Source organism: Vibrio sp. B7 (assembly GCF_963888765.1).
Classification (GTDB): domain Bacteria; phylum Pseudomonadota; class Gammaproteobacteria; order Enterobacterales; family Vibrionaceae; genus Vibrio; species Vibrio anguillarum.
This window is the reverse complement of the sequence record NZ_CAWPKR010000037.1, coordinates 229,277-255,119: the sequence shown is the minus strand read 5'-3', so window position 1 is coordinate 255,119 and position 25,843 is coordinate 229,277. Positions and strand designations below refer to the sequence as shown.

At 47.3% G+C, this 25,843-nt stretch carries 8 protein-coding genes; 3 read left to right on the top strand and 5 right to left on the bottom strand.

Features of this window, described 5'->3' with window-relative positions; all coding sequences use genetic code 11:
* Positions 1–69: 69 nt before the first annotated feature.
* From sbcB to AACV32_RS14795, 5 genes are all read right to left on the bottom strand, one after another.
* Positions 70–1,494 (bottom strand): exodeoxyribonuclease I, encoded by a 1,425-nt coding sequence (sbcB, locus tag AACV32_RS14815; protein WP_017047014.1) that lies wholly within the window; start codon positions 1,492–1,494, stop codon positions 70–72.
* A 151-nt stretch (positions 1,495–1,645) separates the two neighbouring features.
* Positions 1,646–3,013, bottom strand: coding sequence for an L-cystine transporter (locus AACV32_RS14810; RefSeq protein WP_170895359.1), 1,368 nt, complete (start codon positions 3,011–3,013; stop codon positions 1,646–1,648).
* Positions 3,014–3,434: 421 nt separating this feature from the next.
* A complete protein-coding gene (locus AACV32_RS14805) occupies positions 3,435–5,570 on the bottom strand; it encodes a type I secretion system permease/ATPase (RefSeq protein WP_170895358.1) in 2,136 nt (711 codons plus the stop codon).
* 1 nt (position 5,571) lies between these two features.
* Positions 5,572–6,924 (bottom strand): HlyD family type I secretion periplasmic adaptor subunit, encoded by a 1,353-nt coding sequence (locus AACV32_RS14800; RefSeq protein WP_094150530.1) that lies wholly within the window; start codon positions 6,922–6,924, stop codon positions 5,572–5,574.
* Positions 6,921–9,029: a peptidase domain-containing ABC transporter gene (locus AACV32_RS14795; RefSeq protein WP_170895357.1), complete on the bottom strand. Its 2,109-nt coding sequence runs from the start codon at positions 9,027–9,029 to the stop codon at positions 6,921–6,923. The genes AACV32_RS14800 and AACV32_RS14795 overlap by 4 nt, the downstream gene beginning before the upstream one ends.
* A 303-nt stretch (positions 9,030–9,332) precedes the next feature.
* Here AACV32_RS14795 and rtxH point away from each other — a divergent pair, with 303 nt between their 5' ends.
* The 3 genes from rtxH to rtxA are packed head-to-tail and all read left to right on the top strand — an operon-like array spanning position 9,333 to position 25,800.
* Entirely contained in the window at positions 9,333–9,668 is a 336-nt protein-coding gene (gene rtxH, locus AACV32_RS14790) for a protein RtxH (protein ID WP_017044838.1), read from the top strand.
* Between the two features lie 15 nt (positions 9,669–9,683).
* Entirely contained in the window at positions 9,684–10,145 is a 462-nt protein-coding gene (gene rtxC / locus AACV32_RS14785) for an RTX toxin-activating lysine-acyltransferase RtxC (RefSeq protein WP_017044044.1), read from the top strand.
* 22 nt (positions 10,146–10,167) lie between these two features.
* The gene (rtxA, locus tag AACV32_RS14780) at positions 10,168–25,800 is read left to right on the top strand and encodes an MARTX multifunctional-autoprocessing repeats-in-toxin holotoxin RtxA (protein WP_170895356.1); all 15,633 of its coding nucleotides are present in this window, start codon (positions 10,168–10,170) and stop codon (positions 25,798–25,800) included.
* The last annotated feature ends 43 nt before the right edge of the window (positions 25,801–25,843 follow it).

The window sequence follows — 25,843 nt, the reverse complement described above, 5'->3', positions numbered from 1 at the left end:
CTAAACTATTTTCGGAAATGGAATCGCAGCGTGTTGGTTTGAAACCTGACAGCGCGAAAACCTCGTACATTAACTCGCGATGTCTTCGACATAACGGTAAACGGATTTTAAAATAGCCATTTTCTTTTCGTCACTGCTGTGGGTGTGAACTAAGTTCTCTAAATTGAGCATGTACTCTTCAAGGTGGCTTTCGAAATAATCACGACAGTGGGTTGCCCAACGTCTTTGCTCTTCGTCACTTAATGTCAATGGGTAATGGCGAGCGCGGTAGCGAAACAGCAAGGGTTCGATGCGCTTATCGCTAAAACTAATGTCTAATGCGGCGAGGTTGACAGGGTCAGCTTGGCGAATGATCTCCATCGCCGCTTTGTCGGCCGGAGAGAAGAAACCGTCGTAGAGTTGAGTATCGACATCGTCACTGTGCTTATATTCTCGCTCAATTGTGTAGAGGCCAATCAGCTTTTCTCTAATCTCTGGATACTGCTTGATGAGCGCTAAGTGTTCAAGGCACAGGTTTCTATCGACCCCGATATGGTCTGCATTTTCGGCCGTTAATGTTTTGGCCGGCGCAAGGATAGGGCATTTATTGAGATGCACTAATTTGATGGGCACTGGCAACTCATCTTCTGCCAACTCTTCGCGTTTGGTATATAGACGTTGATGCAGTTCTTCGCTGCTTAAATCGATCAGGGGTTGAGGGTTTTTGGCAAGGTCCACCACAATAACCGCATTTTGATTGGTGGGATGCCAAGCAATCGGCACGATCCAACTGGTGTATTGGCATTCTCGGCCTAACATACCCGATACGTGCATTAAAGGTGTCATGTTGACGATATCAATCAGATCATTGAGTTTGCGTTTATGGCGCATGTTAAAAAAGTAATCAAACAACTTGGGTTGGGCGGCTTTTACTTTTTTGGCCAGCTCAATGGTGGCGATAACATCGGCCATAGCATCGTGGGCATTTGCGTGTTCGATGCCATTGGCAACCGAGAGATGCTCCAACTTAAAACTGGTAAAGCCTTCGTCATTTTCGGGCCAGTTGATGCCTTCTGGGCGTAGCGCATGGCAGGCGCGCATCACATCAAGTAAATCCCAGCGTGAATTGCCGTTTTGCCAGCTCCAAGCATACGGATCAATGAAATTACGATAGCAAGTGTAACGCGTTACTTCATCATCAAAACGAATGCTGTTGTAACCAAGACTGGTGGTGTTGGGTGTGGCGAGTTGTTGATGAATTTTGGCGATAAATTCAGGCTCTGGCAAGCCTTGGGCCACCGCTTTTTGTGGTGTGATACCCGTAATAAGCGCCGCTTCTGGAGAAGGCAAATAGTCCGCTGGTGGTTGACAATAGATAACCAGTGGTTCGCCAATAATATTAAAATCCATATCGGTGCGAACGCCCGCAAATTGGCTCGGACGATCTTTCGCAGGGTTGACTCCCCACGTCTCATAGTCGAGGAAAAAGAAAGTAGGCGGGTGCTCTTGTCGCATTCGATAGTATCCAGTCGCTGAAATTTAAGGTTTATTAGACCATTGCCCGTGTGACATAGCAATGTGCGAAGCATGTTCTGATGAGGATTTGAAATGAAAAAGCCGGCGCATTGGCACCGGCTTGGAGAAAAACGAGAACGTTCGATACTTTCTAGGCTTGCTGTTCTTGAACTTGTACCTGTTTACCGTTCAGTAATCGGCTGGTAATGGTACCTGCCGTCATTGAGCCTGAAACGTTCAACGCGGTGCGGGCCATATCAATCAAGGGTTCAATGGAGATAAGCAGTGCTGCAATCGTCACTGGTAGGCCCATCGCTGGTAGCACGATTAAGGCTGCAAAAGTGGCACCGCCACCGACGCCGGCAATACCAAATGAGCTGATTGCGATAATAGCCACTAGCGACAAAATAAAGTGCACGTCCATTGGATTAATACCGACGGTAGGAGCAACCATCACAGCGAGCATGGCTGGGTAAATACCAGCACAGCCGTTTTGACCAATAGTGGCACCGAATGAAGCCGATAGGTTGGCAATTGCTGGTGGTACGTTCAGCTTAGTGATTTGCGCTTCTACATTAAGAGGAATGGTTGCCGCTGAGCTACGTGAGGTGAACGCGAAGGTCAACACTGGCCAAATTTTTTGGAAATACTCTTTAGGGCTAACGCCTACAAAAGAAACCAATATACCGTGCACCACAAACATCAATGCAATGGCGACATAAGAGGCGACAATAAAACCGAGCAAACTCAGAATATCGCCCGCGCTTGATGTAGCGACAACTTTCGCCATCAACGCCGCAATACCGTAAGGGGTTAGTGCCATCACCATTTTCACGAGGCGCATAACAATCGACTGTATCGCTTCGACAAAGGTGCGGATTGGCGTTTCTAGCTCGGCTTTCTCTGACATTACTTTACGCGCCGCAATACCCGTTAGTACGCCAAAAATAACCACAGCGATGATCGAGGTTGAGCGAGCACCGGTTAAGTCGGCAAAAGGATTGGTCGGAATAAAGCTTAATAGCATTTGAGGAATAGTTAAATCACTCACAGTAGCGGCGCGGCTTTCTAGTACAGCAATACGCGCCGTTTCACGGCTGCCTTCAACGAGGCCGTCTGCTGTTAAACCAAAAGCTTGGGTGACAAAAATACCGATCAATGCCGAGACAGCGGTCGTCAGCAGTAAGATAGAAATGGTCAGGCCAGAGATTTTACCGAGCGAGCCACCTTTATCGAGCTTCACAACCGCAGCGATCATCGACACCAGCACCAAAGGCATAATCACCATTTTTAGCAAACCAACATAGCCGTTACCGACGACGTTGACCCAGCCTAATGTTTCCTTGATAGCCACATGTCCTTCACCAAAAACTACTTGTAGAGCAAGGCCAAATGCGCTGCCTAGGATTAACCCAAGTAGCACTAAGCGTGAAAGAGTGTGAGACTTTTTCTGCTGTCCGAAGAGAAAAAACAGAATGCCAATAAATACTGCGAGTGCGGCAATGGCTGCAACTGACATGATGCGACACCTTAAAAGTTGTGTACCCATGATTACGTTGATCGCCGATGAGCGATGTAGTCGATAATGCTAGGTAAAAGGGGAATAAAAGCGATGAAACGCAACCATATCTTTTAACGTAGGTTAATCCAAAGACAAAATCAGCATGATTTAGAACAAATGGTTATCAATCTTTCTATTGTGCTGGTAAATGAACCGATCGGTGAGTTATTTAAGCAAGTCATTGATACTTCTTGAGCAAGGCAAGCATATCGCGAGAGTGCAAAATATCTATGGCGTGTGGTTGTATCGAGCCGAGCTCTACTGAACTCACAAAATCTCGCGAGTTCAGCTGATGATCTGAATAATTTAGTGAGTAAGTTTAAGACCCAGTAATTTCTGGGGAGATTTTTTATACCTAACCCATTTGAAGGAGAGAAAGTTAACCACTGACTTGCTGTTTCCATAAGCGTGCGTAAAGTCCTGCACGTGCGAGCAACGCTTCGTGAGTACCTTGCTCGGCCACTTGCCCATCTTCGATGACGATAATGTTATCGGCATGACGAATCGTCGATAACCGATGTGCAATACTGATCACCGTTCGATCATGGCAAATGGTTTCCATATTGCTCATGATGGCCGCCTCTGACTGATAATCGAGCGCTGAAGTCGCTTCATCAAGCAGTAAGATTTTTGGGTTAACTAACAATGCGCGAGCCAGTGCAATGCGTTGACGTTGCCCGCCAGATAAGTTGGCACCTCTTTCTCCTACTTGTTGTTCAAACCCTTGTGGCAGCGCTTCAATAAAGCTTAGCGCACCAGCAAGCTTTGCAACGTTTATCAGCTCTGCATCGCTTGCATCGGGTTTACAAAGACGAATATTGTCGGCAACGCTGCCTGCAAATAGCATGCTTTCTTGCAGCACCACACTCATGCTGCGCCTTAACGAGACCGGATCTGCAATGGCGAGATCCATACCATCGACCAAGACTTGCCCATGCAAAGGTACATAAAGACGCTGTAGCAGTTTCGTTAATGTACTTTTGCCAGATCCGGAAGGCCCAGTAATACCAATAAATTGCCCCGGAGCGATGGTCAACGAGAGATTCGCTAAGACTTCCGGTGCATCGATATGATAACGGAAGCGAACATTTTTAAACTCAATGCCTCCTTGAACAGAAGGGATGGAAGCAAGGCCATCTTTACTATTTTCAGCCGGTTCGTTAAGAATGTCGCCTACGCGACGCAAGGCTACTAAGGTGTGCTGGAAATCTTGCCACACTTGCGCAAGTCGCAAAACGGGTTGAGTAACATGCCCTGCTAGCATATTGAAGGCGACCAATTCACCGGGGGTGAGCTGCCCATTGAGCACTAAATTGACTCCCCACCAAAGTAAAATGGCAGCGGCTATTTTCTGCACTAAGGCAATCAATTGCCCAGCAATTAAACTGGCTTTTTGGGCTGAAAACGCGCATTCAATTTGTCGACTGAGTATTTGCTGCCACCGTTCTAAAAATCGAGCTTCCGTTGCGGTTGTCTTGATTGTTTCTATACCCGTTATAGATTCAGTCAGGAAGGTGGTTGTCTCTGCTTCTGCGTCATACTCTGTCGTTACCTTGTGACGAACCCAAGGTCCAATACCTAACCACAGCAGAAAATAAATCACTAATGAACCGATAATCAGCCCGGTGAGCGCTGGCGCATAATGAAACATCACACCAATAAAGAGGGTGATAAAAATGAGATCCAAGAGCAGCATTAAGGTTGAGCCCGTCAAAAACTGACGTATTTGCCCCATTTCCCGTACGCGGGCGATGATTTGCCCCGTTTGACGCTGCTTGAAATAACTTAATGGAAGATTAATCAAATGCCGATACAATCGCCCCGATAGCTCTGCATTGACTTGACTAGAAAGATGACCAAAAACCGTATTGCGCAAATAACTGTAAAGAGGTTCAGCAATGGCTAGCGCAAGCATAGCCAGCGCTAAAACGTGCAAACTCGACAAACTTCGCCCCACAAGAACCTTATCAATAACGGTTTCAAAAAGTTTGGGACCAAACAGGGCAAACAGTTGCAGCACAATCGAATACAGAAACACATCACGTAGCTGTTTTGACTGACGAAGTACCGAAGGCATAAACCAGCGGAGGCCAAAAGCGACATCGCTTGGCTCTATACTCTGCTCAATCAGTAATAAGACCTCATAACAGGAACTTGACGATCCTTGCGCCAACGGAAACTCGAAATAGCGCTGTTTAATGGGATCGTACAAGGTCCAACCATACTCGTTTAGCGCATGAATGACATGCCATTGCTGACGGATTTTGACCAATGCAGGTAGCGGGATCGGCTCGCTTCCTCTGACGGTGATCATTCGGCTTTTCATACCAATAGATTGAGCGGCTCGCTGAATGTCGAGAGCACTGAGCTCATTTTCGGCAACGCCTAGTGTATGAATCAGTTGTGATGGCGTGACTTTCTTATCAAATGAAAGGCTGGCAAACGAGAGGGCCGCTAATGCGCCATGGCTTTCTTGATCATGAACCGTTGAGACGGTGTTGGTTAAGGTATCCACTCTATTTTTCTCGCAATGCTTCAGCTTGATATTCTCGGATTGGGCTGAGTAGATAATCGATGATCCGACGTTGGTCGGTTTTAATCTCAGCCACGACAGACATACCGGGCAATAAGGCAACAGAGGCACCATCGACCTCAATTGTGTGGTTTAACAATTGCACTTGAGCGGGAAAAACCAACCCAAGTTGCTCATCCATTGTCGAGTCTCTAGAAACGTGGACCAATGTTGCCGATAAGGTGCCGTAACGCGTATAGGGAAAGGCATCAATTTTCAACGTCACGGGTTGGCCAGCATAAATAAAGCCAATGTCTTTATTGAGAATTTTAACTTCGGCGACTTGTACCGAATCGTCAGGCACAATAATCATCAAATTTTGTGCTGGTTGTAAGACTGCCCCAAGGGTGTGAACACTCAATTGCTGTACAGTGCCAGTGACAGGAGAGCGAACCACTTGTAATCCTTCATGTTCGCGTACTTTGTCCAGTTCATGTTGCAGCGCTGAGAGTTGTAGGTGTGCTTGCTGACTTTTGTCTTGCCACTCTCTGGCTTTTTGCGCACGCAGCGCTTTTAAACGCTCTTCTAGGTTGAGATATTGCTTTTGCAGCACGTGCTGTTGTGATGTTTGCTGGGCTAACGCTCGTTCGGATTCTAATAACTCTTTTTCCTGCTCCAGATACTGCACTTGACCGATCAAACGCTGTTGTTTGAGCTTTTTTTGAGCATCAAGGCGCTGAGTAATATTACTCACTAACTGCTTTAAGCCTCTGATATCGACCTCAAGTGAGGACTGGGAAGCAAGATTGACCTGCATTTCAGCACGCAAGTTTTCCAACACCGATGTGAATTCGTTCTTTTCAGTATCAAAGCTGTCAATGACCTCTTGCTGCGCCGAAGGTGCCAATGCCAAATACAGGGGATGTTGAGCTAGATCAGCCTTACCACGCAACGCTTGATACTTGAGAAATTCATGGGTTTGATAGCGTATTTGATGACGCAAACGTTCAATATCTTGGCTAACGCCTAACGTGTCCAGAGTCAGTAAGGGCATCCCTTTTTCGACACGTTCGCCGTCTGCTATATGGATTTGTGCTACTCGGCTTTGTTCGTAAGACTGAATCACTTGCGAGCGCCCAGGGACTAACAGCCGCCCGTTTGCGGTCGCTTGGATATCCAATTTCCCCCAATAGGTCCAAAGTAAGGTGAGCAGTAACCCTACACTTAGCGTGATGGCGGTGATGCGAGCAAACGGAGAGGGTGGGCTCTGCTGTAGAGCAAGATGGCCGGGTAAAAACTCAAAATAGCCGTTCGTTTTCGGGCGCTTAGAGCGAAGCTTCTTTAACTGAGAGATCATACTCGCTCATCCTCTTGTTTTAATGCTCGTTGCAGTTGCCACAACTGGAAATATTTGCCTTGCTCTGCGAGAAGTTGTAGATGCGTGCCTTGCTCTGTAATCTCGCCTTTTTCCAGCACGATAATCCGGTCACACTCTCTTACCGTAGAGAGGCGGTGTGCAATGGTAATAACGGTACGCCCGGCGGCAATTTGCTCCATATTGGTTTGAATGATGGCTTGTGATTCGTCATCTAAAGCGCTGGTGGCTTCATCAAGAATCAAAATCTTAGGGTCTGCAAGCAGTGTGCGGGCAATGGCTAAACGTTGTCGTTGTCCGCCTGAAAGTGACTGCCCCCCTTCAGCTAAAATCGTGTCGTAACCCAGTGGCAGCTTTAAAATAAAATCATGAGCGCCCGCTAATTTTGCTGCTTGCACAATCTCATCCAAACAGGCTTGTGGCTTTGAATGGGCAATGTTGTCACTAACACTTTTACTAAAGAGAAAGTTCTCTTGTGATACCACCCCCAACTGGCGACGCAATTCATGAACACCGATCTGTTTGAGTGGGGTGTTATCGAACATGATTTGGCCTGATTCAGGGCTGTACAGCTTGAGTAAAAGCCGAGCCAAGGTGCTTTTTCCCGACCCCGAGCCACCGACCACACCAATTTTCTCACCCGCTTGGATATTGAGTGAAAGCTGATTGATGGTCAGCGGTAAATCGGGTTGATAACGGAAACTCACCTGATTGAGAGTGATCGCACCTTGCAGCTGTAGAGGATGGCTGGCTTGCTGCTGCTCGGTGGGCAAATTGAGTAGGTCGGAAAGTTTATCGACTGCAATTTGCGCTTGTATAAATTGCCCCCACAGCTCGACGAGCCGGGCAAGAGTTTGTGCAACATGACTGGCGAGCATGTTAAAAGCGATCAGTTGACCTATGGTCATTTGTAACGCGAGCACTTCGGATGCACCAATCCATAGTAGAAAGACGCTCGCTATTTTTTGGATGAACTGCACTGCGTGGCTAGAGCGGTTATTCCACTGCTGAACCACATAGTTGCTCGATATCATCTGTTCGGTTTGAGTATCCCAACGTCGAATAAAGCGAGGTTCAGTCGCTAAGCTTTTAATGGTATCACTCCCCGCGACGGTTTCAGTTAGAAACGAAGTGTTGTGCGCCATATGGGTAAATTGTTGTTCAATCGCTTGTTGCAGCCTTGGGGTTAGCCACCAAGCCAAAAAGAGATAACACGGCAGTGTGGCCAATACCAATAAGGTTAGCCCGCCAGAAAGTAAGCTCATCACATAGAAAAAGATCACGAGAAAAACGAGATCAATCGTAAGGGTAAACATCGAACCTGTGATGAACTCGCGTATGGTATCGAGCTCTCTTACTCGAGTCACAATCGCCCCAACTTGCCTTGATTTGAAAAACAGCAGCGGCAAACCAAACAGATGGTGAACCAATTTAATGCCAAGCTTAATATCAATGCGGTTAGCGGTATGAGCATATTGATATTCGCGTAAACCGCGTAGCAATACCTCAGCTATTCCAGAAATAACTAAGACGAACACTAAAACATCGAGTGTCGAGTGGGCTTGATGCACTAATACTTTGTCCATCACGACTTGGAAAAATAGCGGTGTAATAAGTGCAATAACTTGCAGTACGAAAGAGAATAAAACAATCTCAGCGATTAAATGTTTATGTTGCGATAATTCAGGTAAGAACCAACGAATATCAAAAGAGGATTGCTTTTTTTTGATATCTAGCGTTTTTCCATTCCAATTCTGTTTTAAATAGCTTGCATCTACTACTTTTGGGGCATCTGAATCACATGGGTGAATTAAACATTTATCCTGTTCAACTTTAGCCAAAATAAATGGGTGATTATTTTTGTTAAATAAAATAATCGGTTTCTTTATTTTAGTAATTCCAGTAAAAGACTTCACTTTATTAGCAGTGACTAAATAATTTCTTCCTTTTAAATCTTTTATTATTGAATCAATTGCATTGGATGGCGTTTCATTAGAGATGTCTAATTTTATCTCACGAATTCCGATCAGCGGTAAGTAGACTGATAAGCAATGTAGCATGGCTTTTTTTTCATTTAAATCAGTCATATATTTGATTCTTCAAGGGCCAGAAAAAGAAAGGGGGCGGATCATATCATTAATATCAATAGATGCTCAAATATTATCTGGTCTGATTAGTTAATTGCGGTTTTTAAAGGTTTTAATTATCAGTTGCTTGTATTCGGTAATATTTTGGTTTTGTTAATTTATTCATGACTTAGCGTTATTGTATGGTTGCATGCCATTGAAATGCTGTATAACATTAAAAATCATTTTTGGGTTATCGCTACTTTTTTATAAGTGGCTTTAATCTTTTTTTATTTTCTTTTTAAATTATGAGGTGATTTATTTATGTCTGAGAAATTTGTCCAAACAGTATCGAGTGTTAATTATAACAAAGGTGTTTTCTCTCTCTATTTTGTTGGACAGAATCAATCCAACATGGCAAACGGTATTATGGCGGAAAGTGATACGGACTTAGAGCTAAAAGAAGTGATTCATATGCCTGCTTCTGGTTTTATGTATATGGTTTCGATGGTTAAGAATATGCTTGAAGATCCTCGTATGAACGAAGAGTTAGAAAAATTAATTGCCGCAGGTTTTCTACCATCACCGAGTGAAGTACCTCAAGAGAGCGAGAGTGGTATTGAGCCTGCTAAAAAACGCGTGACACGCACGAAAAAATAAAAGGTGGCTTAGCGTATGTTGATTCAACATCACGCGGCAAAACTGGATCGTGCAATGATGCAGAAAATGATGGGTGGGATTCTTCTGCTCAGCCAATATTCTCCTCTGCATCAGCGGTATCTTATCAGTGAATGGCAGCAACGGATTATGCCATCATTTGAGTTAAATCAGTTTTGCTATTACGAAGATGAACAAGGACGTCCAATTGCATTTTGTAATTGGGCGTTTTTGTCTGAGCAAGTGAGAGAGTTGCTATTGTCCGGTGAACGAGAAATCGAAGCCGCTGACTGGCGCTCTGGTGATCATATCTACATTCCTGAAATGCTTGCTCCTTTTGGTCACGGACGTCAAATCGTCAATGACTTACGACAGCGTGTTTTTTTGCCGTGGAAAGGGCAAAAAGTGTGTACTGTCCGCGGCAAAATCGACACGCAAAACGACCGCTGTATCCGTAAGGTACAGTGGTTTTCTATTTAAATAATAATAAGAGCCACAGTCTATGGGAAAACCATTTTGGAGAAGTGTCGAATACTTCTTCACCGGAAATTATTCCGCCGACGATGGAAATAACGACATTGTTGCCATCGGTTTTGGCGGCGAAATTCATGCTTATGGCGGAGATGATCATATTCATCTGGGGTCGATCGGAGCCACGGTATATACCGGTTCAGGTAACGATACGGTATCGGCGGGGGCCGGCTATCTAAAAGTTGAAGATACAACGGGGAACCTGAGCGTTCGAGGCGCTGCGGGTTATGCTGATATCAAGAAAAACGGAGACGGTAATCTCTCATTTTCAGGTGCTGCTGGTGGTGTAGACATTGGTCATGACGGCCAGCATGGCAACATCAGCTACGCAGGTGCTGCGGCTTACAACCACATTAAGCGTCAAGGGTCATCAGGCCATGTTTCTTTCCAAGGTGCTGGTGGCTACAACGCTATCTGGCATGAAACCAATCATGGAAACTTGAGTTTCGAAGGTGCAGGTGCGGGCAATAAAATCGATCGTACTTGGTTTAACCAGTATCAAGGATCTCAAGGTGATGTGCGTTTTGTCGGCGCGGGGGTTGCTAACAGTATTAGCTCACGTGTTGAAAGCGGTAACCTGCACTTTAGTGGAGCTGGTGCGGATAACCATTTGGTTCGCAAAGGCAAGGTTGGGGATATTACCCTAGAGGGTGCCGGGGCATCCAACCGAATTGAGCGTACGCACAATGCGGACGATGTGTATACCGAAACACGCGGTAATATTCGCTTCGAAGGTGTGGGTGGTTACAACAGCCTTTACTCTGATGTGGCACATGGTGATATTCACTTCTCGGGCGGCGGTGCTTATAACACCATTACTCGTAAAGGTTCTTGGGATGACTTTGCGAAAGAAGGAATGGCCAATGCCAAGGCTGATAAAGTTGTATTAACTAAGGCGGTGATGAGTGGTTCATGGATAGGACAAAATCATCAAGTCACGGCAGTAAAATCAGCTAACGAGCCTAATACTTATCTTTTTGCTTTCGCAGACTCCTCGTATACCAAAATTAACAAAGTACAGTTGCGTAATGATCCTCAAACCGGAGAACTGAGATATTACTCTTCGGCTTGGTATAAAGAGGGTAACCATTTAAACAACTTAGCGAATCAAGATATTTCCAACAACGGTGGTTTCACAGCCGTTAATATCAATGGTGCTTACACGTTATCTGATCTCAAAGTTGAACATCAACAATCTGTCACTGTTCATGCGGTTGAGAAAAGCTTGACTGAATATGAGTGGGTGACTTACGCCAATGGTGCGGTGATTGATGCGAAAGATGTGTCATTGTCGGATGCAAAAATGGGTGGTCACGCCATTTTTGCTGATGGCACTAAGGTTGATGTCAAAGCGGTGAAATCAAACCGCAAACCCAACACTTATGTTTACGCTAAGGTGCTGGGACCTTACACGAAAATCGTTGTGGTTGAACTGGCTAACGATGCCGAAACTGGCGCGCTGAAATATCAAGCTCGCTCTTGGTATAAAGAAGGTGATCACACGGCCAATTTAGCTAACCAAGATATTTCGTCTGCGTATGGATATCACGCAATGGGCAAAGGGGGTTACTCGCTCAGCGACTTGCATTACAGCGTTAACGCGGTAAGAAGTACCAGCGAAACAGTGGCTGATATCGACGAATACACGGATCAAACCTTATTCAAACCCGTAAGCGATAGCGGTGAAAGCTCTGGCGATATTCATTTCAATGGTGTCGGTGGCGGTAACGTTATTAAATCCAACGTAACACGTGGTCATGTTTACTTTAACGGTGGCGGTCTTGCCAACGTGATCCTGCATAGCTCTCAGTTTGGTAACACTGAATTTAACGGTGCTGGCGCGGCTAACGTGATTGTCAAAAATGGCGAAGAAGGGGATCTCACCTTCCGCGGCGCAGGTTTGGCAAACGTATTAGTGCACCAAAGTCAGCAAGGCAAGATGGATGTTTACGCGGGTGGTGCGTTGAACGTGCTAGTTCGTGTCGGTAATGGTGACTATCTGGCTCGCTTATTGGCTTACGGCAACATCTCGGTACAGAAAGGCCAAGGCAATAGTCGAGTTACTCTACTGGGCGGCTATAACACGCACACGCAAATCGGTAGTGGTGATGCACTATGGCTAGCGGCTGGCGGTTTCAATGTCATGACGCAAGTCGGTCAAGGCGATGTGGCTTCGGTACTGGCTGGTGGCGCAAACGTACTGACCAAAATGGGTGATGGTGAAGTCACGGCGGGCATGCTGGGTGGTGTGAACGTGATTACTCATATCAGCAGTGATGATCAATTATCGAATACCACGGCGGTGGCACTCGGCGGCGCAAACATTTTCACCAAAAAAGGCAAAGGCAACACCCTTGCGGTGATGGGCGGAGGCGCTAACGTACTCACCCATGTCGGTGATGGCACCACAACTGGTGTCATGGTAGGCGGCGCGAACATCCTAACGAAAGTCGGGAATGGCGACACGACAGGCATTATGCTTGGTGTTGGCAACGTGCTAACGCATGTTGGTGATGGCCAAACCCTTGGTGTAATGGGCGCCGCAGGCAACATCTTCACTAAAGTGGGCGATGGAACATCCATTGCAGTCATGATTGGTGCAGGCAATATCTTTACCCATGTGGGCGAAGGGAATGCTTGGGCACTGATGGGCGGCCTTGGTAACGTCTTTACCAAAGTGGGCAACGGTGATGCTCTCGCGTTGATGGTGGCCGAAGCTAACGTCTTCACCCATATCGGTGATGGCATGTCGGTGGCGCTTATGTTAGCCAAAGGCAACATAGCAACTAAAGTCGGTAATGGAACCACACTTGCGGCTATGGTGGGTAACGCTAATATCTTTACCCATGTAGGTAGCGGCAGCACGTTTGCGGCGATGATCGGCCAAGCCAATATCATGACCAAAGTGGGCAATGATCTCACGGCGGCGCTGATGGTCGGCAAAGCGAACATCATGACCCATGTCGGCGATGGAACTAGCTTAGGAATATTTGCGGGCGAAGTGAACGTGATGACCAAAGTCGGCAACGGCACAACGCTGGCGGCGATGTTCGGTAAAGCGAACATCATGACGCATGTCGGCGATGGTCTAACGGGCGTGTTAGCACTGGGCGAAGCCAATATCGTCACCAAAGTGGGTGATGATTTCATGGGTGTTGTGGCCGCGGCGAAAGCCAACATCGTGACTCATGTCGGTGATGCAACCACCGCCGCTGTATTGGCGGGTAAAGGCAATATCCTCACAAAAGTGGGCGAAGGCACCACGGTAGGGTTGTTGATTTCCGATATCGGCAACGTGATGACCCATGTCGGAGATGGCACGACCATTGGTATTGCCAAGGGCAAGGCAAACATCATTACCAAAGTCGGTGATGGTTTGGGTGTTAACGTGGCTTGGGGTCAAGCAAACGTGTTTACCCAAGTGGGCGACGGTGATCGCTATAATTTTGCCAAAGGCGAAGCCAACGTCATCAGCAAAGTGGGCGATGGTCAAGAAGTCTCTGTCGTGCAAGGTCAAGCCAATATCATTACCCATGTGGGTGATGGTGATGATTATACCGGCGCTTGGGGCAAAGCCAACGTTATCACCAAAGTGGGTAATGGCCAAAATGTTGTGCTAGCCAAAGGTGAAGCCAACATTGTGACTCAAGTGGGTGATGGCGATAGCTTTAACGCACTTTGGAGTAAGGGCAACATCGTCACCAAAGTCGGTGATGGTATGCAGGTGACCGCCGCGAAAGGTAAAGCGAACGTAACGACTCGAGTGGGAGATGGCCTAAACGTCACCGCCGCTTATGGGGATGCCAATATTAACACCGTGGTTGGTGATGGTATTTCGGTCAATGTTGCTTGGGGCCAATACAACGTCAATACCAAAATCGGCGATGGTTTGAACGTCGCGGTCATGAAAGGTAAAGCCAACGCTAATATTCATGTTGGTGATGGTTTAGGGGTTAATGCTTCTTACGCTCAAAACAACGTGGCGATCAAAATCGGTAATGGTGATTTCTACAGTTTGGCGGTCGCGTCGAGCAACACCAGCAGCAACAAGCTCTCCGCCCTGTTTGATAACATCAAGCAAACCGTACTTGGTGTAGGTGGTAGCCAAGCAATCAACTACTTAGTGCAAGGCGATGAAGCATCATCATCCGGCACGCATAAAGGCCGTGGTGCGATTGCGACACCTGAAATCACCAAGCTGGATGGCTTCCAAATGGAGGCGATTGAAGAAGTGGGCTCTGATTTGGGAGACAGCCTAACAGGTAGTGTGACCAAGGTAGACGCACCTGATCTCAATCAAATGCAAAATGCGCTCAGCGTTGACGACTCTTCGGACCAAGTTCAAGGGCCAAATCTCATTGTTAATGGCGATTTTGAGCAGAGTGATTTCGGTTGGAGTTCTACGCATGGTGTCGAAGCTTATGTTTCTGCAAGTTCATATGGTTTGGAGCGGGATGGGCACGGTAACAATGTGTCTGAATTGGCAACAGATCAAAGCACGACTATCTACCAAGATATTCAGAACCTGACGGAAGGCGAGGTCATTGCTGTGAGCTTTGATTTTGCAAAACGTGCAGGCATTTCTAATAACGAAGGCATTGACGTTCTCTGGAACGGCGAAGTGGTTTTCTCATCGTCTGGTGACGAATCTGCTTGGCAGCAAAAAACCTTAAAACTGACCGCTCATGCTGGCAGTAACCGTATCGAATTCAAAGGCACAGGCCACGATGATGGGTTGGGCTATATCTTAGATAACGTAGTGGCGAAATCAGAAACGCCACAGCAAACTAATGCGGTGAGTGAGCATGCAACGCAAAATCAAGCGTCGCAGAATGCCCTATCAGATAAAGAGCGCGCAGAAGCGGATCGCCAGCGTCTAGAACAAGAAAAGCAGAAACAGCTCGATGCTGTCGCAGGTTCGCAAAGCCAGCTGGAATCTACCGACCAACAAGCCTTGGAAAATAATGGTCAAGCTCAACGCGATGCAGTGAAAGAAGAGTCGGAAGCCGTGACGGCTGAGTTGACCGAACTGGCACAAGGTCTCGATGTGCTCGATGACAAAGCCACGCATACGGGTGAGTCGGGCGACCAATGGCGCAACGATTTTGCCGGTGGCTTGCTTGATGGTGTTCAAACCCAATTGGACAACGCAAAACAGGTTTCTGGTGAGCAGATTGCTGCCGCGAAACAGACGCACGCGGACAATCAAAACAAAGTCAAAGATTCGGTTGCACAATCGGAAGCAGGCGTCGCAAAAGGTGAGCAAAACCTGGCGGGTGCAGAGCAAGACATTGCTGATGCTAAAATTGATGCTGAAAAACGTAAAGCTGATGCTTTAACGAAAAGCAACGATGCGAAACAAGCCGAATCTGACGCACACAGCGCAGCAAACGACGCGCAATCGCGTGGTGATCGCGATGCGATGAACGCGGAACATAAAGCCAACCAAGTGCAGAATGATGCGAAAGGGGCTAAGCAAAATGAAAGCGATCGCCCTGATCGTCAAGGTGTTGCGGGCAGCGGCCTTGCGGGTCAAGCACATAGCGTCGAAGCCGCTGGTGTTGCGGGCCGCCATATCAACGCTGACAGTCAAACAAACGCTGATGGCCGCTTTAGCGAGGGCTTGAGCGAGCAAGAGCTAGAAGCCTTAGAAGGTGCGACCAATGCAGTCAACCGCCTGCAAATTAACGCAGGAATTCGAGCGAAAAATACGGGTAGTTCTGTCACTTCGATGTTCACTGAGACAAACGCCGACAGCATTGTTGTGCCAACAACGGCCTCTCAGGATGTGAGCCGAAAAGAGATTCACATTTCGGGGGTGAACCTTGAAAGCTTAGGCGAAGCTTCGCATGACTCTGCAGAATCGCTTGTGGCTGCTCGCGCAGAAAAAGTGGCGAATCTTTATCGCTGGCTAGACACCGATAATGACGCGGCGACAGACAAGTATGTACCAGTCCCAGGTTTTGATCGCGTCGATGCCGATGTCTCTGATGAAGCCAAGGAGCGCATGATTCAATTTGTTGGTGGCTACATCGAACACACCGACAACCAAGTACCGAAAGATCAAGCGCAAGCATTAGCCACTTTGTTTGTTGAAGCGACGCTCGATTATGACTGGGACAAGCGCGTCGAATTTCTCACCAAGCTTGAGAGCTATGGTTATAGTTTTGAAGCGCCACACGGTGAGAAAAGCATTGTTTCGTTCTGGTCTGGTAGAAACTTTAAGGAATACCGAAACGTACTCGACAATGCGCAGGCTGATGGCAAAAAGGTAGTTTACGACATTGATGTTAAGGGCAATGCGTTTGCAATCGACCTAAACAAGCAATTGATGCGTTGGGGGGGCATGTTCCTCGACCCAGATAACGCTGAGCAAAATCAATTGAAATCGTCAATTGATGCAGCAACGTTCAGTAATACGGGTTTTTGGAGTTCAGTCTATGCAACGGGCGCACAAAATGATGTTTATGTTATTGCCCAAGGTGGCATGCGTCTTGGCAACTATTTCTGGAATGTTGAACTTCCTGCGCTGCGTCAATTGCAACGCGAAGGATTAGTGGGTGAAATCCGACTGCTGGATAAGCCAGTCTCAGCATACAAAGATATTCCTGTCGAAGATATTGGGCGCAGGCTAACTGATGCTGGTGTTGCCGTTAAAGTACGCTTTGATGCGTTGAGTCACGAAAAACAAGCTGATCTTTTGGCCGACAATCCAGATGGTTACAAGGCCGATACGCTGGTTGAACTGGATGTGAAGCTAAGCGCGATCGATAGCATGTTGCGTGAATCTCTACCATTCTATTCACTTCGTACTGAGCGCAATCTCTTGGTGCAAGAAGGCGATAAAGGTTTTGAAGTTCGATCGTGGCCGGGAACCGATGGAAAGAGAAAGACTATTCTTCTTGATAATCCTGAAGATGCAGCTCAACAAAAATCCATTGAGCGCTTTATCTTGGCAAACTTCGACAACTTCGAGCAGATGCCAGATGAGCTATTCTTAGTCGATAACAAGGTGCTCTCGCATCACGATGGCCGCACGCGAATTTTGGCACAAAAAGAAGACGGTGCTTGGACGTACAACACCAACGTAGAACTGATGTCTGTGACTGAGCTACTTGATGCTGCTCATGTGAGCGGTAAAATTCGTGGTGAAAGCTACCAACAAGTGATTGATGCACTGGCTGATTATCATACTATCCCTCTTCTATTCAAAGCCGCAAAGGATCTAGGGCACGGTGCGATTGATTATGCAGATTATAATTTGGAGTCCGTAGAAAAACTGGTGAACCTGCGCAAACAGGTTGAAGGCTACCTACTCGGCCACCCCGATTCTGGCCGCGTTGAGGCTATGAGTTCACTGTTAAACCAAGTGAATGTACGTTTAGAGGAAGTCTCGGTTCTTGTAGCCTCTGAGCAAAGCATCAAAGCTCACGATAACTTTAGCCGTCTGTATGACCAGCTTGATAACGCCAACTTGAAGGAGAGTAAACATCTGTATCTGGATGGAAATGGCGATTTCGTCACTAAGGGCAAAGGCAATCTTGCCAATATTGATCAGCTAGGCGGTAGCGATGCTGTACTTGAAAAAGTAAAAGCAGCCGTAAGTCATGAATATGGTCAAGCTGTTGCCGATACGATCTTCGCAGGGCTTTCTGCAAACGATCTTGCAAAAGATGGTAAAGGTATTGATATTGCTGGGTTAAACAAAGTACACCAAGCGATTGAACAGCACATGTCGCCAGTGAGCGCGACCATGTACATCTGGAAGCCGAGTGATCACAGCACACTAGGTCACGCCGCATTGCAAATTGGCCAAGGTCGCACGCAGCTTGAAGGTCAAGCCGCGGCTGATTTCAACAAGCAGAATTATGTGAGTTGGTGGCCACTAGGTAGCAAGTCATCCAATATCCGTAATATCTTCAACGTTGCAACAGAAGATCAGCCTGATCTTAAATTGCGTTGGAGCGACTTTAGCCAACCAGCTCATCAAAATGACACACTTGAGCATGATATGGCATCGGAAGAAAACGACCGTTTTGGTTTGAATGATGGCGAAACTAAGCTGAAACGTTTTATCGAAAAACTCAATGCCGCTAAAGGTATTGATGCCTCGTACAAAGACGCTTCTGAAGGTTATGCGAGTGTGCTACTGGGCAACCCGGATATACTTGAAACGACAGGCATTCCAGCACATGTATTCCAACCATTCGTTGAACAGTGGAATGACACCAGTTACGACATGATGGATGTAGCAAACCGTTTTGCTGAAGAGCTACAGAAACAAGCTCAAGCAAGTGGTGATCCTGCCCTAGTGGAAAAACGCATCGCTAATGTGGTTCGTCAGTTTGCTGAAAGAGCGCTAGAGGAGATTAAAGCGTTCAAAGCAAGCGAAGCGGATCAAGGCCGTGTATTCCGCATTAACTTAGAAGGGCTTGATACTGCGGCAATGCAGGCAGAATGGCATCGTCTAAGTAACGACCCGGATGCGCGTTATCAACTGCTCACCAAAAACTGCTCTAGCACGGTCGCTAAAGTGTTGAAAGCGGGTGGGGCAGATAAACTCATTGGTCACACATGGCTGCCTAAGTTTGGTGTTTGGACGCCGACCGAGCTTTTCAACTTTGGTCAAGCGTTACAAGAGGCCCAGTTAGAAATCGTGGCTAAGAAGCAAAGTCATCAAGTAAGCGATGTCCTTGATGCTCTATCAGGCAACGAGAAGCAGAAAGAAACCGTCGCCATCGAAAATGATGGTACGCCACCGCGCGATAAAGAATCTCTGAGCCCATTGACTCGCTTCCTCAATAACGAGTTGTATGGCGATAAAGAAGCTCGCCGTAAGATTGGCGAAATCACACAAACCCTACTTGATCATGCGGTGGAAAAAGGCGAATCGCAGAAAATCACCCTGCAAGGAGAAGCAGGCCGTTTAACGGGATATTACCATCAGGGAACTGCCTCAAGTGAAGGTGAAACAAGCGCGACCAGCGGCAAAGTCGTATTGTTCCTGCACGGTTCTGGTTCTTCTTCTGAAGAACAAGCGAGTGCGATTCGCAGCCACTATCAGAAACAAGGTATCGACATGCTCGCAGTCAACCTGCGTGGCTATGGTGAAAGTGACGGCGGACCAAGTGAAAAAGGCTTGTACCAAGACGCGCGCACCATGTTCAAGTACTTAGTGAATGACAAGGGCATTGACCCGAGCAACATCATCATTCATGGCTACTCAATGGGTGGTCCGATTGCTGCAGATTTAGCACGTTATGCTGTGCAAAATGGTCAAACGGTTTCTGGCTTATTGCTTGATCGTCCTATGCCAAGTATGACCAAAGCGATCACCGCTCATGAAGTGGCGAATCCAGCGGGCATTGTGGGGGCTATCGCGAAAGCGGTTAACGGCCAGTTCTCAGTGGAGAAGAACCTAAAAGGCTTGCCAAAAGAGACGCCGATTCTGCTGCTAACGGACAACGAAGGCTTAGGCGAAGAAGGCGAGAAGCTACGAGCTAAACTCGCGATTGCTGGCTACAACGTCACGGGTGAACAAACCTTCTATGGCCACGAAGCGAGCAACCGCTTGATGGGTCAGTACGCGGATCAAATTGTCTCCGGTCTGTTCAATGCAGAGCAAGCAGCGGTAGAAGCGGGCGAAGTGCTGAAAGGGCTAGAGAAAGACTTTAAACGCTATGGCGACGCGCTGAAACCAGATACGAGCGTACCGGGTAAATCGAAAGACATTCGCACTACTAAAGATTTCCTAAATGGTTACAAAAACGACCATGCGAAGGAAATCGTTGACGGCTTCCGCTCAGATATGAGCATCAAGCAACTGGTGGATTTGTTTGTTAAAGGCAACTGGAGTGCAGAGCAAAAAGGTGCGCTTGCTTGGGAAATTGAAAGTCGTGCACTGAAAGTGACGTTCCAGAACAAGTCTGAGAAGTACAACCGATTGTTCCGTGAGATTGCCTCGGCTGGTGTTGTGGATGCGAAAGCAACTGAACAACTCGCGCCACAGTTAATGCTGTTGAATCTAGCGAATGACGGTTTTGGTGGACGTTGTGATCCACTTTCTAAACTCGTTTTGGTTGCGAAACAGCTGGAAAACGATGGTCAAGTTGGTGTGGCAAGACAACTGCTGGAGAAGATGTACTCAGCGGCAGCGGTGCTGAGCAATCCAACGCTTTACTCAGACAGTGAAAAAGCCAATGCAAGCAAGTTGCTCAGCAGCTTGGCGGCCATTCATGCGAAGAACCCAATGCATGATACGTCGATGAAAGTGTGGCAGGAAAAGCTGGAAGACAAGCAAGCGCTGACCGTAAACGGTGTGGTTGAGAAAATCACGGATGCATCAGCTAACGGTAAACCTGTGTTGTTGGAACTTGATGCACCGAAACACGCAATGGCGGCTTGGGCGAAAGGCTCTGGTGACGAGCGGGTTTACGGCTTCTATGATCCAAATGCTGGCATCGTAGAGTTCTCATCAGCAGAGAAGTTTAGCGCCTACCTAACGCGTTTCTTCGGCAAGTCCGATCTGGACATGGCTCAACGCTACGAATTGGGTAAAAACGCCGCAGGGGAGCCGATCTTCAACCGTGTGGTGGTAATGGATGGCAACACATTAGCAAGCTACAAGCCAACCTTTGGTGATAAGACCACCATGCAGGGAATTCTTGAGCTGCCAGTGTTTGACGCGACACCGATTAAAAAGCCTACGGGTGGAGTCGCGAGCGATCTCGAAGCATTGGGTGATAAAACCAAGGTCGTGGTTGATTTAGCGCAAATCTTTACGGTGCAAGAGCTGAAAGAAAGAGCAAAAGTTTTTGCTAAACCGATTGGCGCATCCTACCAAGGTATTCTCGATCAACTCGACCTTGTGCATCAGGCTAAAGGCCGCGATCAAATCGCAGCGAGCTTTGAGCTTAATAAGAAGATTAATGCCTACATCGCTGAACATCCAACTTCGGGGCGGAATCAAGCGCTAACGCAGTTGAAAGAGCAGGTCACCAGTGCGTTGTTTATCGGTAAGATGCAAATTGCCCAAGCGGGTATTGATGCAATCGCACAAACAAGACCGGAGCTTGCCGCTCGTATCTTTATGGTCGCGATTGAAGAAGCCAACGGTAAACACGTAGGTTTGACGGATATGATGGTTCGTTGGGCCAATGAAGACCCATACTTGGCACCGAAGCATGGTTACAAAGGCGAAACGCCAAGTGATCTTGGTTTTGATGCGAAGTACCACGTAGATCTAAGTGAGCATTACGCTGATTTCAAACAGTGGCTAGAAACGTCTCAGTCGAACGGGTTGTTGAGTAAAGCGACGTTGGATGAATCCACTAAAACAGTTCATCTTGGCTATAGCTATCAAGAACTTCAGGATTTGACGGGTGTGGAATCGGTGCAAATGGCATTCTACTTCCTGAAAGAAGCGGCGAAGAAAGCGGATCCGATTTCTGGTGATTCAGCTGAAATGATACTGCTGAAGAAATTTGCAGATCAAAGCTACCTATCTCAACTTGATTCCGACCGAATGGATCAAATTGAAGGTATCTACCGCAGTAGCCATGAGACGGACGTTGACGCTTGGGATCGTCGTTACTCTGGTAAAGGCTACGATGAACTGACGAATAAGCTTGCTAGCGCAACGGGTGTTGACGAGCAGCTTTCGGTTCTTCTGGATGATCGTAAAGGCCTCTTGATTGGTGAAGTGCATGGCAGCGACGTTAACGGCCTGCGCTTTGTTAATGAACAGATGGATGCACTGAAAAAGCAGGGAGTCACTGTTATTGGCCTTGAGCATTTACGCTCAGACCTTGCGCAACCGCTGATTGATCGCTACCTAGCTACGGGTGTGATGTCGAGTGAACTAAGCGCAATGCTGAAAACAAAGCATCTCGATGTCGCTCTGTTTGAAAACGCACGTGCTAACGGTATGCGCATTGTCGCGCTGGATGCCAACAGCTCCGCACGTCCAAACGTTCAGGGAACAGAACATGGTTTGATGTACCGTGCTGGTGCTGCGAACAACATTGCGGTGGAAGTATTGCAAAATCTGCCTGATGGCGAAAAGTTCGTTGCTATTTACGGTAAAGCGCATTTGCAGTCTCACAAAGGGATTGAAGGGTTCGTTCCTGGTATCACGCACCGCCTCGATCTTCCTGCGCTTAAAGTCAGTGACTCGAACCAGTTCACAGTTGAACAAGACGATGTGAGTCTACGTGTTGTCTACGATGATGTTGCTAACAAACCGAAGATCACGTTCAAGGACAGTTTGAGTGGCGCAAATACCGCGCTTCACAATCAAAATGTGAATGATTGGGAACGTGTTGTCGTGACTCCGACAGCAGACGGTGGCGAAACCCGTTTTGATGGTCAAATCATCGTGCAAATGGAGAACGATGCTGTTGCTGCAAAAGCGGCTGCGAACCTTGCGGGTAAGCACCCAGAAAGCAGTGTGGTGGTGCAGCTCGATTCTGACGGGAATTATCGCGTGGTGTATGGCGATCCGTCTAAACTGGATGGAAAGCTACGCTGGCAGTTAGTGGGTCATGGTCGTGATGACTCAGAAAGTAACAACACGCGTTTAAGTGGCTACAGTGCCGATGAGTTGGCAGTGAAACTGGCCAAGTTCCAGCAGTCGTTTAATCAAGCGGAAAATGTCAGCAGCAAGCCTGATCATATCAGTATTGTTGGCTGCTCTTTGGTGAGTGACGACAAGCAAAAAGGCTTTGGTCATCAGTTTATCAATGCGATGGATGCGAATGGTCTTCGTCTTGATGTCTCTGTACGCAGTTCTGAACTGGCTGTAGACGAAACGGGGCGTAAGCATACCAAGGATGCGAATGGCAATTGGGTTCAAAAGGCCGAAAGCAACAAAGTGTCGCTAAGCTGGAACGAGCAAGGTGACGTTGTTGCCAAGGATGAGCGTATTCGCAATGGTATTGCGGAAGGCGACATCGATTTATCTCGCATTGGTATCAGCGACGTTGACGAGCCAGCTCGTGGTGCGATTGGTGACAACAACGATGTGTTTGATGCGCCAGAAAAACGCAAAGCGGAGACAGAGACCTCATCTTCTTCTGCAAACAACAAGCTCAGCTACTCAGGTAATATTCAAGTCAACGTGGGTGACGGTGAGTTTACAGCAGTGAACTGGGGCACATCGAATGTGGGTATCAAAGTCGGCACGGGTGGCTTTAAGTCGTTGGCCTTTGGTGACAATAACGTCATGATTCACATCGGTAATGGTGAGAGCAAGCACAGCTTCGATATTGGTGGTTATCAGGCACTAGAAGGTGCGCAAATGTTCATCGGTAATCGCAACGTTAGCTTCAACAAAGGTCGAAGCAATGATCTGATTGTGATGATGGATAAGTCAATTCCGACTCCGCCATTGGTCAACCCGTTTGACGGTGCCGCTCGTATTTCGGGTGTGCTACAAAGCATTGCCACTTCGGGTGAGGGCAAAGATTGGCTCGCGGCTCAAGAACAGCAATGGACATTGTCTGGTGCGAAGAAGTTCGTCAAAGATATGTCTGGTTTGGATCAGAGCAGCAGTGTTGATTACACCAGCTTGGTTGAACTGGACTCGCAGAATGAGCGTAGTAGCCGTGGCCTGAAGCACGATGCAGAAGCAGCTCTGAACAAGCAGTACAACCAATGGCTAAGCGGCAACGGTAACAATGACACCAGCAAGCTCAGCCGTGCAGATAAGCTGCGTCAAGCCAATGAGAAGCTTGCGTTTAACTTTGCCGTGGGTGGTCAAGGTGCGGATATCCAAGTGACGACAGGTAACTGGAACTTCATGTTTGGTGACAACATCCAGTCTATTTTGGATACCAACCTAGGTTCACTATTTGGCCTCATGACACAGCAGTTCTCTGCCACGGGTCAGGCCAAAACAACCTTCACCTACACGCCAGAAGATTTGCCTCGTCAGCTTAAGAATAAGCTATTAGGTCAGTTCGCTGGCGTGGGTGCAGAGACCACGCTGGCGGATATTTTTGGCGTGGATTACACCGCGTCAGGTCACATTGTTTCGCGTAATGGTGAAGCTGTTGATGGCGTGGCGATTCTCAAAGAGATGTTGGAGGTCATTGGTGAGTTCAGTGGTGACCAACTGCAAGCCTTTGTTGACCCTACCAAGCTAGTAAATAGCCTAGAGGCGGGTATCAACATGGGGGCGGATGGCATTAAGTCTTTTGCTGAAACTCATGGACTGAAAGAGAAAGCACCAGAGGAAAACGATACAGCGCAAGTGACTCTCAATGGCGCGTCTGCGGCAACGGAAAACGTATCAGCCACTGTTGAAGAAACCAAACCAGAGCGCGCATTTGGTTTTAATGCGCTCAATTTGCCCAATTTATTTGCCACCATGTTTAGCAAAGATAAGCAGGCAGAGATGGCATCATTGGTCAGTAATCTGAAGCAGAATCTCACCGCCGATTTGCTCAATATGAAGGATAAAACGTTTGATTTCCTTCGTAACAGTGGGCATTTGCAAGGGGATGGCGATATGAACGTTTCTCTGGGTAATTACAACTTCAACTGGGGCGGTGACGGTAAAGATCTCGGCGCTTATCTAGGCGACAATAATAACTTCTGGGGAGGACGTGGAGACGATGTGTTCTACGCAACGGGAGTCTCCAATATTTTCACCGGCGGTGAAGGCCACGATATGGGCGTTTTAATGGGTCGCGAGAACATGATGTTCGGCGGTGATGGTAATGATACGGCAGTTGTGGCCGGACGCATTAACCACGTCTTTATGGGCGCGGGTGATGATCAATCCTTTGTCTTTGGCGAAGGTGGTGAGATCACCATGGGGTCAGGTAATGACTATGCGGTCACTTCAGGTAACTTCAACCGTGTGGACATGGGAGACGATCAAGACTTTGCTGTAACCATCGGTAATAACAACCAACTTGATCTTGGTGCAGGCAATGACTTTGCGAGAGTCTTTGGCAATCACAACCGAATTGATGCTGGCCAAGGAAACGATGAAGTCAAACTGATGGGTTACCATGCTTCGATTAATGCTGGCGAGGGCGAGGATTACTTAATTGCCGCCGCCATCTCAAAATTCAGCACATTAAACGGTGGTGAAGGTAACGATGTCATGGTGCTTGGGGGTTACCAAAATACGTTCAAAGGCGGTGCTGGCGTAGACAGTTTTGTGGTCAGTGGTGAGGTGATCGATAACGTGGTTGAAGATATTCGCCAAGGTGAAAACATCATCTTCAACGGTATTGATTGGAACCGTTTATGGTTTGAGCGTAGTGGTTACGATCTGAAAATCTCTATGGCACGCCATACTGATACCTCTTCCGATCAAACGCTATTTGATGCGTTAGGTTGTGTGACTTTCAATGATTATTTTGCAAATAATCGAGCCAAACTTATTATCGGTTTAGGTGAAAAAGACGCTCAAGGCGAGCAGGAATATACCTGTTTGACTGATAATGCGTTAGACAACCTCATTCAAGCGATGAGTTCCTTCGCGCCTAAGGTGGGAGAAAGCAACTTTATGGATGGATTAGCTTCTCAGCCTCAGCAAGCGATTATGGCCGCATGGTCGGATGTGAATACCGGGAAGTTTAGCTTGTCGTAATCATGTCTTTCATGGGTTAAAACCAGCCTTTGTGGGCGTGTCT